The organism is Sinomonas gamaensis (genome assembly GCF_005876955.1).
In the GTDB taxonomy this organism is placed as follows: domain Bacteria; phylum Actinomycetota; class Actinomycetes; order Actinomycetales; family Micrococcaceae; genus Sinomonas; species Sinomonas gamaensis.
This window is the reverse complement of sequence record NZ_SSCL01000017.1, coordinates 33318-43004: the sequence shown is the minus strand read 5'-3', so window position 1 is coordinate 43004 and position 9687 is coordinate 33318. Positions and strand designations below refer to the sequence as shown.

Annotated in this window: 8 protein-coding genes and 1 riboswitch; all 8 genes read right to left on the bottom strand. The window is 69.7% G+C overall.

Going from position 1 to position 9687, the window contains the following annotated elements; all coding sequences use genetic code 11:
* Window positions 1-90: 90 nt before the first annotated feature.
* Window positions 91-3144: an alpha-mannosidase gene (locus E5679_RS17975; RefSeq protein ID WP_138418441.1), complete on the bottom strand. Its 3054-nt coding sequence runs from the start codon at window positions 3142-3144 to the stop codon at window positions 91-93.
* Between the two features lie 89 nt (window positions 3145-3233).
* Window positions 3234-4088 (bottom strand): formate dehydrogenase accessory sulfurtransferase FdhD, encoded by an 855-nt coding sequence (gene fdhD / locus E5679_RS17970; protein WP_138418439.1) that lies wholly within the window; start codon window positions 4086-4088, stop codon window positions 3234-3236.
* A gap of 57 nt (window positions 4089-4145) precedes the next feature.
* Window positions 4146-5468: a molybdopterin molybdotransferase MoeA gene (locus E5679_RS17965; protein ID WP_138418437.1), complete on the bottom strand. Its 1323-nt coding sequence runs from the start codon at window positions 5466-5468 to the stop codon at window positions 4146-4148.
* A complete protein-coding gene (locus tag E5679_RS21325; protein WP_249336214.1) occupies window positions 5465-5788 on the bottom strand; it encodes a DUF6457 domain-containing protein in 324 nt (107 codons plus the stop codon). Before E5679_RS21325 ends, E5679_RS17965 begins: the two co-directional genes overlap by 4 nt.
* A 1-nt stretch (window position 5789) precedes the next feature.
* Window positions 5790-6512 (bottom strand): molybdenum cofactor guanylyltransferase, encoded by a 723-nt coding sequence (gene mobA, locus E5679_RS21320; protein ID WP_249336213.1) that lies wholly within the window; start codon window positions 6510-6512, stop codon window positions 5790-5792.
* Window positions 6476-6976 carry an HNH endonuclease gene (locus tag E5679_RS17955; protein ID WP_138418435.1) on the bottom strand — a complete coding sequence of 167 codons (501 nt, stop codon included), beginning with the start codon at window positions 6974-6976 and terminating at the stop codon, window positions 6476-6478. Before E5679_RS17955 ends, mobA begins: the two co-directional genes overlap by 37 nt.
* A gap of 219 nt (window positions 6977-7195) precedes the next feature.
* Window positions 7196-7942, bottom strand: coding sequence for an NlpC/P60 family protein (locus E5679_RS17950; protein WP_138418433.1), 747 nt, complete (start codon window positions 7940-7942; stop codon window positions 7196-7198).
* Window positions 7943-8304: 362 nt separating this feature from the next.
* Window positions 8305-8465: riboswitch (cyclic di-AMP (ydaO/yuaA leader) on the bottom strand.
* Window positions 8466-8914: 449 nt separating this feature from the next.
* Entirely contained in the window at window positions 8915-9610 is a 696-nt protein-coding gene (locus E5679_RS17945; RefSeq protein ID WP_138418431.1) for an iron-dependent transcriptional repressor DtxR, read from the bottom strand.
* Window positions 9611-9687 lie beyond the last annotated feature (77 nt).

The window sequence follows — 9687 nt, the reverse complement described above, 5'->3', positions numbered from 1 at the left end:
TGTTTGACCGCCCTCTGGGTGGGGTTGGGGTGGTCTTGTTTGGTGGTTTTGGGGGGGGGCGGCCGCGGGCCCCCCACCACTCAGCCCAATTCACTTCCGGTGAAATCGCAACGTCACCAGCTGGAATGGCCGGAGCACGAGACTGAAACCTCCCGAATCCGACGCCGAAACGTGCGCTGCGGAGACCTCTCCGCTGGGCCATGGCCGCTCCAGGAGATCCACCGACTGGGCCCCGACGGTGTCGAACCCCGGGATCACGGCGACATGTGTTCGCTCTCCCCGCGACTCGTACAGCCGCACCACCACGTCACCGGATCCGTCCTCGGCAAGCTTGATGGCCTCGACCACCACGCCGGGGTGAGCCACCGCGACCAGTGGCTCGACCGTGCCGCTTCCCCTCACGACGCGCGGCTCGAGGTTGGTCCGGTAGCCCTCTTCCACAGCATCGCCAATCCCGGACCCGGGACGCAGCGTGTGGACGAACTCGTGGCGGCCCTGATCCGCCTCCGGGTCCGGATACTGCGCCGACTTGAGGAGCGAGGCTCGCACCGTCGTCGTGGTGCCCCCGTCCGCCCGCACGGTCCGCGTGACGTCGTGGCCGTAGGTGGACGAGTTGGTGAGGGCAACGCCGAACGATCCTTCGCCGACGTGCACCCACCGATGGGCGCAGGTCTCGAAGCGGGCCCAGTCCCAGGATGTGTTCGTCGGGACGGCGCGGAGAACGTGGCCGAACTGGACCTCCGAGGCCGACTGGTCGGCCCGCAAGTCGAGCGGGAAGGCGAGCTTGAGCAGCTTGTCGCGTTCCTGCCAGTCCACCGTGGTCTCGATCCGGAGAGACGGCGCCCCGGCAGCGAGCACGAGGCGCTGCGTGACGCTCGAGGCGCCGAACTCGCGGTGCACCTCGACGATCGCCTCGCCGAGCTCCCCTTCGCGGGCCTCGACGGAGACTGCGTCCGCGAGGGGCGTTCGGCTGCGTCGGTAGAAGACATCGATGTCCCACGCGTCCCATTCGTTGGGCGTGTCGCGGTAGAGCTCGAGCAGGTTGCCAGGGGCCTCGGGCGCGATCGCCTCGCGGCCGTCGGCGCCCGTTCGCAGGGAGACCACGAGGCCGCGGTCGTCCACCTCGGCCCGCACGAGGCCATTGGCGAGGATCCAGCGCTCGCCGCCGCCCGCCGTCGTCCGCTCGAGCGACGCAGGGGCCGCCGCCCGCGCAACCGGGCCCGCGCCGAGGGCGGGCACCCCGGCCCGCGCATGGGGCGCGGCGTTGAGCAGGATCTCGCGGTCGCCCTCGCCCACGAGTGCGCGCGCAGCCTCGGCGATCAGCGCCTCGAGTTCGCCGGCGACGGCGGCATAGTTGCGTTCAGCGTCGTGGTGCACCCAGGCGATCGAGCTTCCGGGCAGGATGTCGTGGAACTGCTGGAGAAGGACCGTGCGCCAGAGGCGCTTGAGGTCGCGGGCAGGATAGGGCGCGCCCTTCCGCACGGCCGCGGTCGTGCACCACAGCTCGGCTTCGCGCAGCAGATGCTCGCACCGCCGGTTGCCGCGCTTCGTCTCGGCCTGGCTCGTGTAGGCCCCGCGGTGCTTCTCGAGGTACATCTCCCCCGCCCACACGGGCGGGTCGGCATACTCGGCCTCGGCCGCCCGGAAGAAGTCCCGCGGCACGCCGAGCTCGACGCGGGGCGACCCTTCGAGGTCCCCCGCGCGGTGCGCGGCCGCGATCATCTCCCGCGTGGGACCGCCGCCGCCGTCGCCGTAGCCGAAGGGGATCAGGCCCAGCGTTGCGCGCCCCTTCTCACGGAAGTTCTTCTCGGCGTAGGCGAGCTCGGACGCGGCGAGGTCGGAGTTGTAGTTGTCGCTCGGCGGGAAGTGCGCGAAGACGCGGCTGCCGTCGAGGCCCTCCCACAGGAAGCTGTGATGCGGGATCCGGTTGGTCTGGTTCCAGGACGTCTTCTGGGTGAGGAAGTACCGCGCGCCGGCGGAGCGCACGATCTGCGGGAGCGCGGCCGAATAGCCGAACGAATCAGGCAGCCAGCATTCTTCGCATTCGACGCCGAACTCCTCGAGGAAGAAGTGCTTGCCCTCGATGAACTGGCGCGCCATTGCCTCGCCGCCCGGCAGGTTCCCGTCGGCCTCGACCCACATCCCGCCGACCGGGACGAACCGCCCCTCGGCAACCTTCTCCTTGATGCGCTCGAACAGGTCGGGGTACAGCTCCTTCATCCAGGCGAGCTGCTGCGCGGACGAGCAGGCGAAGGTGAACTCCGGGTCGTCGTCCATGAGGGAGACGACGTTGGAGAACGTTCGAGCGCATTTCCGGATCGTCTCCCGAACCGGCCAGAGCCAGGCCGAGTCAATGTGGGCGTGGCCGGTCGCAACGAGCCTGAGCGAACTCGCGCTGGCGGGCGCGGCGAGCGCCTCCGCGAGCGCCGCGCGGCCGGCTTTGGCCGATCCCGAGACGTCGTCGGGGTCCATGACGTCGCACATCCGGTCGAGGGCGCGCAGGATCTCGTAGCGCCGTGGGCGATCCATCGGGAGCTCGTGCATGAGCCCGCGAAGGCTCAGCACGTCCTGGACGAGCTCCCACACCTCGAGGTCCCGCTCCGCCAGGACGACCGGTCCGAGCGTATAGAGCGGCTCGCGGCTCGCCGTGTCCGGGTCCCCTTGGGCCGTGGGCGCGAACTCCCAATTCTGGGCGAGGTCCGGATTGGCGGCCGCTTCGACGAAGAAGAGGACGTCCGGGCCTCCGCCCAAGTCGGCCGCAGGGACGTAGCGGTTGCGCGGGTTGATCGCCTTGAGGGGACGTCCGTCCCGGCTCCACGCGAGCCCCTCGCACTGGAAGCCCGGCACTTGCGGGGAAAAGCCGAGGTCGACGACGGCCTCCACCGCGAAGCCCGGCTCGCCCCAGTCCTCGGGCACCTCGGCCGACAGGCGCAGCCACATGGTCCCCCACGTGGGGCCCCACGATTCTCCGGGTGCGCTCGGCGCGAAGGTCTGGGCTGTTGCCTCCTGCCATGAGACCGGCTCCCCGGGGGCGTCCCAGCGCTCGACCTGAAGCGGCTGCGAGCGGCGATAGATCCCGGGCTGGAGCCGGTCACGGAGGAACCTGTCGATGCGCGCTTCGGTGATGAGCCTGTCGTCGTGCACGATGCCCCGCTCTGTCCAATCGCTTGACTAATCCGCCTCAGACAAAGCTACTCGCCCGTAGCTCACAGGGGAAGCGCTTCCCCTGCGCCTCAGCCGAGCAGGCGCTCGTGCCCGGCGTAGACGTTGAAACTGGACCCTCGGCTGAAGCCGACCAGCGTGACTCCCAGCTCGTCCGCCAATTCGGCGGCGAGGGTCGAGGGCGCGCTCACTGCCGCGAGGGCCGGTATCCCTGCCATGGCGGCCTTCTGCACGAGCTCGAACGAGGCGCGGCCGGAAACCTGCAGCACGGTCTCCCGGAGCGGCAGCATCCCGGAGCGCAAAGCCCAGCCGACCACCTTGTCGACGGCGTTGTGCCGCCCCACGTCCTCGCGGAGGCACAGCAGCTCGGCGGAGGTCCCGCCGTCGCCGATCCTGAAGAGGCCCGCGGCGTGCACCCCGCCGGTCTTGTCGAAGAGCGCTTGGGCCTCGCGTAGCCGCGCAGGCAGCCCGGCGACGAGCTCGGGGAGGAGGCGCACGCCGTCGTCCGCCGGGCTGTGATGCCCGGAGCGCCGGACGGACTCGATCGAGTCCGTCCCGCAGATCCCGCACGAGCTGGAAGTGTAGACGGCCCGCCCGGTCTCCGGCAGCACGACGTCCTGCCGCAGCTGCGCCTGCACCACATTGAACGTCTGCTGGCCGTTCTCGTCCTCACCGCCGCAGAACCGCTCCGCCACGATGTGCCCGGGCTCCCAGACGACGCCCTCGGAAACGAGGAAGCCGGCCACAAGGTCGAAGTCGTCGCCCGGTGTGCGCATCGTGACGCTGTAGGACATGGTGCCGGACGGACCGGTCAGCCTGATCTCGAGAGGTTCCTCGACGGCGAGCACGTCCTCTTTGTCCCGGACCGGGTATTCGCTGTCGAGGACGAACTTGCGCACCTTGCGCCGCTGGCTCAGCCGCCCCATCGGTGCCTCCTTCCGAGCCGCAACGGGCTCCACCTCACATCCTCCCCCGCGAAGCGGCTATCCATCCAGCCCGCTCCAGTCCACGGGTCCCTTGGAGGCGACGGAACGCTTCTTCGGCTTCGTCGCCGCAGTGGGCGAGGCCGCTTCGGTGAGGGGCCTGCCCCAGGGCAGGGGAAGGGCTTCGGCCGGTTCGCCAAGTTCGAGGCCGTGCGGCGGCACCACCATGACGCCGTCGGCCCGCGCGAGTCCCCGAAGCATCCCCGACCCGCTCCCGCCGCTGGGCGAGGCCATGCCGTAGACGCGGCGGAAGGGCACGAGCCTGGTGCGCTTGAGCTCGGGCTCGAAGACCTTTCCGGACGGGACGTGGACGGTTCTGAGAAGAGGACGGCCGGCCATCGCCGCGAGCAGCGGCTCCCCGATGGCCAGGAAGCCCATGACCGCTGCGAGCGGGTTCCCGGGCAGGCCCACGAAGAAGCGCCCGTCGGGAAGCTCGGCGAGCACCGTCGGATGCCCGGGGCGCATCGCGATGCCGTCTACGAGCAGCTTCCCGCCGAGGCGCGAAACCATGTCGCGGAAGTGGTCCGACTCGCCTTTTCCTGTGCCTCCCGTGGTGATGACGACGTCGGCGGGGCCGGCGGAGTCAGCTGCGGGCTCGTCGTCGGCAAGGGCTGCATGCCACTCCTCGGCAGCGTCGCCGATCTTGCGCTGGCCCACGAGAATGCCCCCGTACACCGTCACCAGCGGCGGGATGAGGAAACTGAAGACGTCGCGGACGCGGCCCGGCTCGGGCTTCCCCGACTCGACGACCTCAGAACCAGTCCTCACGAGACGCACGAGCGGCAGGCCCTCGACGGGCAGCTCGTCATAGCCGGCGACCGCCGAGAGGGCGAGCTGCGCCGGGCCGAGCACTGTCCCCGCGGGCAGCAGAACCTCCCCGGGTTGCGCCTCCTCCCCCGAGGGCCGGATGTCCGCTCCCCCCGACGGCGCGCCCGGCGGGGCGGCCGGGCCGAGGCGCAAGTGCGGGAGGCCCTCGGCGTCCGGCGCGATCTCGCCATGCTCGCGGCGCAGCACGGCGCGTGCGCCCGGCGGGATCAGGCCACCCGTGACGATCGGGCTCGCCTGATGGGCCGAGAGTTGCTCCCCCGCCTCCACGAGGATCCAGGGCCCGGATCCGCTGACGGCCCACCCGTCCATTGCGGACGACGCGTAATGCGGCATGGGCGTCAGCGCGGTCAGATCTTCGGCGAGCGTGCGCCCCGCGCAGAGCCGGAGCGGCAGGCGCACCGGAGGGATTCGCGGGGCCGCCGCGGCGGCGACCGCACGGGCCTCCGACCACGAGTGGTCCACGTGGTGCTCGGCGCCCGCGGCGCCGCCGCTCATTCCTCGGACCCGGACCGGTCGCGGCGGGCCTTCGCGAGCCTGCGGGCCACGTCGATGGCCGAGTCCATGGCGAGCCGCTCGCCCGCCTGTCCGCTTCCGGCGGCGAAGCCTGCTGCGTAGGCGGCGATGAACGTCGTGAGCGGAGCTGCGGGACGGACGATGGAGTGTGCGGCCACGCCGGCCAGGCCGAGGACCGCGTCGATGTCCACGTCGAGGCTCTCCAGCTCGAGGGCTCCGAGAAGCTCGCGGCACCAGTCTCGAAGGACCTGCTGCGTGTCCTGCGCTGTGCTGTCCTTCGGGTTGTCCGTGGCCTCCGACATCTCAGGCTCCTCCGGTCGGGTCGACGCTCCCCGGTCCCTCCGGGCGGCGGATGCCCCAGCGCTCTGCCGCCGGCCACGTATCGACATCGTCGGCGAGACCGGGCGGGAGCCGCAGGGGCAGCACAGTCAGCCTAGCAACGAGGTGACGCAAGGGTCGGTCGGCGAGGCCGCCGTCGTCGTCGAGTTCGGCGAGGATCCGCTCGAGCGGGGCGCGGCGATAGAGGGCGAGCAGTGGCTGGGCGCGCCCGCCGTCGTCCTCGGCGAGCACGACGTCGACCCCGGGCTCCGCTGCTGCGGCCGCCACCAGCGGGGCGAGGGCCTCGCGGGCGCGGGGCAAGTCGGCCGCAAGCAGCGCGAGCCATGGCGCTCTTCCCGCAGGATCTTGCCTGAGCGCGGCGAGCCCAGCCGCGAGCGCCGCGACGGGCCCCGCGAACCTCGGCGATTCGAGCGTCCACCGGAGACGACCGTCGTCATCGGGCGGAGGTTGGACGACGACGGCGCTCGTCTCCGGTCCGACGACCGCAACGGCTCGCGCCTGGTCCACCGCACCGAGCGCGTGCTCGAGGAGGGTGGCTCCGCCGAACCTGAGGGTCGGCTTGGGGAATCCTCCGAGTCTGGACGCGCGGCCGCCCGCGAGGACGACCGCGTCGAAGACCAGCTCGGGGGTCTCAGGACGTGGTGTGCCGATCAGGCTGCTGACTCCGGAAGCAGGAAGGGGCTCCACTGGGCGACTGGCTTCTCGAGCTCCTTGATCTGCCACACCGTCCCCACCGGCTCCTTCGGCGCGAACCGCAGCTTCCACCCCATCTCTGCCGGGGTGTGATCGCCCTTGACGTTGTTGCACCGTAGGCAGCAGGCGACGAGGTTCTCCCACGAGTCCTCGCCGCCGCGCGATTTCGGCAGCACGTGGTCGATGGTGTGGGCGGTCTTGCCGCAGTAGGCGCAGAGATGCCCGTCCCTCCGCAGCACGCCGCGTCTGCTGACCGTGGCGGTGTGGGTGTGGCGGGGTCTGATATAGCGGTTCAGGAGAATGACGGAGGGGCGTCCGAGCACATCGCGCGGACCGACGACTGGATCGCCGTCCTCCGCCACGATGCTCGCCTTCCCGGCGAGAACAAGCACGAGCGCCCGGCGGAAGCTCACTACCGCCAGTGGTTCGTACCCGGCATTCAGAACGAGTGTGCGCATGCGCGTTCCTCTTCACGGCCGTACCCGTCAGGGGCACAGGGCCGGCTGCCCTGTGCATGGTCGGGCTGATCGACCCTTTTAGAGTACTGAACGAATTTGCACTTTCACGAATGGCCGCTGGCATCGGCGAAAACCTGTGGCCGAGTGTTCACCGTTTCGACACCAAAAAAGCGCGGTGCCCCTCCCGTTGAGGAGGGGCACCGCGCCAGAAGGCTTGGATCAGCGGTCGACGTGGATGAAGACCGGGCCGGAGCCGACGTTCACGCTGTAGAGGACGGTCTGGCCACCCTCCCAGCCGCCGTGGACGGCCATGCCGTTGCCGACGTAGACGGCGATGTGGGCCATGCCCATGCCACCGTTCTGGTAGTAGACGAGGTCACCCGGCTGCGCCTGGCCCGCGCTCACGATGTGGCCGAGGGACATGTAGCCGGCCGGCCAGCCGTGGTAGTAGATGCCGACGGCCGCAAGGGCGTTGGTGACGAGCATGGTGCAGTCCTGCGCCACGCCGAGCTGAGCGTAGGCAGCGGCGGCGATCGCAGCGCCGAGGCCGCTCGAGGCGACCTTCGGGGCGGCCTGGGCGGCAGGCTTCACGGCGGCCGCAGCGACGTTCGTCGTGGTCTGCTGGACGGCAACCGTCGGAGCGGCAGGGGCCGGATCCGGCGTCGGTGCAGCCTCGGACTCGACCGCAGGACGCTCGAAGCTGACCTGGGCCGCAGCGTCGGCGGCAACATTGGCGTCGACCGCCGTCTGGACCTCAAGGGCGGTGGGGGCGGAGGCCTCGCGCTGCGTGGGGATCTCGGCAGCGTTGGCGGCGACGCCGCTGGTCAGGACGAGGCCGGAAGCCGCGGCGATGACAGCAGCCTGGCGGCCCATGCCACCGGCATTCTCGGTCACAGCCTTGGCGATGATGGCGATGGAGGACGTGTTCTCGGCCCGGTGCCGAGCCATTCCAGCACGAGTGGACATGTTGGGCGTATCTCTCTTTCGTCTCCCGCGGGCCAAAGTCTCTGGCACGCGGATTGAGAGCGCGGCAGCTGGGGGACGCCGCGCTCCGGTCAGGGGGTCAGCGGAACGTACAGAAGCCGGGGGACGCAGCGCGAACGAGCGTGCTGCGGGACGACTTCTTTGACGCGAAAGCGCTCGGGGCACAAGCACTTATCGCATCGGAGAGGACCGAGGCTTTGCGCTGCGATACTGCAGCAGCAGAGTCGACGACCTGACGGCCGACGGTGCCTGCGCCGCTGAGATGAGCCGGACGGGCAGCCCAATGGCTGCCGCGGACCGGCACGGTCCAGCGACGCGCAATGACGTTGCGTGACGACACAGAGGTAGCCTCTCCCAATGCCTGCGAGGTGAGCTGTCGGGTTCGGACTGGAAGTATCCGGCCTCCCGGCGCGAGCGCCGGGCTGCTTTACCCCAAGGCCCTTCTCGAGAGAAGGACCAAAAGTGGTTCCCCCGCCCCTGCCAGACGGTTGTGCGAACGGTCCCGGTCGGCGGCAGAGCTAGGCAATCCGACCGGATGTTCCAACTTGGTTGGAGTTGGAACATGAACGAGCGTACCTGACCTCTCACGGAAAGTCACATTCGGATCACAGGCGAGTCTCAGATGATCACGGCAAGGACACGACGGATGAAGGCGAGCCCGCCCAGCTGGCACCCGTCGAGGCGCGCGCCGTCCCGCTCGCGGGCGACAACGTCGCTGCGGGCCCTTGAGGTGCCACGGGGACGCTGAAGGACGAGAAGGATCGTACGTTGGCCTTCAAGCCGCGCCGCGTCCCATCCTAGAGGTGCAGCAACCTCACCGTGACATTGCCGTGACCTTTTTCGAGATGACGCTCGCAGATGAGCCCGCTATCACTTTTCTCCAAGCGGTGGATTTTTGTGCGAATCGCCTGTGCGAACATGTGAGATATACGTCACACAGATGCCGAAAAGGGCTCAGCCGACCGACACAAAGACGTGAGCCGCGACTTCTACGGGAAGCTCCAGCGCGCCGTCGACCTTTGGGGTGCGTACCGAGATATAGTCCCCCACTCGCTCGAGCGCGAGCTTCGCGCCGGGGCGGATCCCACCCTCGTCCAGCTGGGCGAGGAGCTCGGGATCGACCTGAATGGGCTCGGCCAAGCGGCAGACGACGATCCGCGAACCCGGCGCGTACCCCTGCATGGCCTCGACGAGAGTGACGACTCCGCTGCCGAAGCCCTGAGACGGCTCCCCGCCGAGCGCCTCGAGGCCGGGAATCGGGTTGCCGTACGGCGATTCGCTCGGCTTTCCGAGAAGTTCGAAGAGCCGACGCTCCACGCGCTCGCTCATGACGTGCTCCCAACGACACGCCTCGTCATGCACATACGCCCAATCGAGGCCGATGACGTCGGCCAGGAGCCTCTCCGCGAGACGATGCTTGCGCATCACCTCGGTAGCCCGCTTGCGGCCCGCCACGGTCAGCTCGAGATGACGGTCTCCCGTGACCACCACAAGGCCGTCCCGCTCCATCCGCGCAACCGTCTGGGACACGGTCGGCCCCGAGTGGCGCAGCCGCTCGGCGATGCGCGCCCGCAGGGGGACGATCCCCTCCTCCTCGAGCTCGAGGATCGTGCGGAGGTACATCTCGGTGGTGTCGATCAGATCGGTCATTGAAGTCAGTGGCTCCTTGGGCAGGAAAGAGCGTGCCCGCATCGCGCGGCGCGCATCGCCAGTCTAGCTTATTTTGA

Coding starts and splice junctions, on each gene's coding strand:
- fdhD (WP_138418439.1), bottom strand. CDS start 4,088: ATGGGGCGGCTGAGCCAGCGGCGCAAGGTGCGCAAGTTCGTCCTCGAC.
- E5679_RS17950 (WP_138418433.1), bottom strand. CDS start 7,942: ATGTCCACTCGTGCTGGAATGGCTCGGCACCGGGCCGAGAACACGTCC.
- E5679_RS17965 (WP_138418437.1), bottom strand. CDS start 5,468: ATGAGCGGCGGCGCCGCGGGCGCCGAGCACCACGTGGACCACTCGTGG.
- E5679_RS17945 (WP_138418431.1), bottom strand. CDS start 9,610: ATGACCGATCTGATCGACACCACCGAGATGTACCTCCGCACGATCCTC.
- E5679_RS17955 (WP_138418435.1), bottom strand. CDS start 6,976: ATGCGCACACTCGTTCTGAATGCCGGGTACGAACCACTGGCGGTAGTG.
- E5679_RS21325 (WP_249336214.1), bottom strand. CDS start 5,788: ATGTCGGAGGCCACGGACAACCCGAAGGACAGCACAGCGCAGGACACG.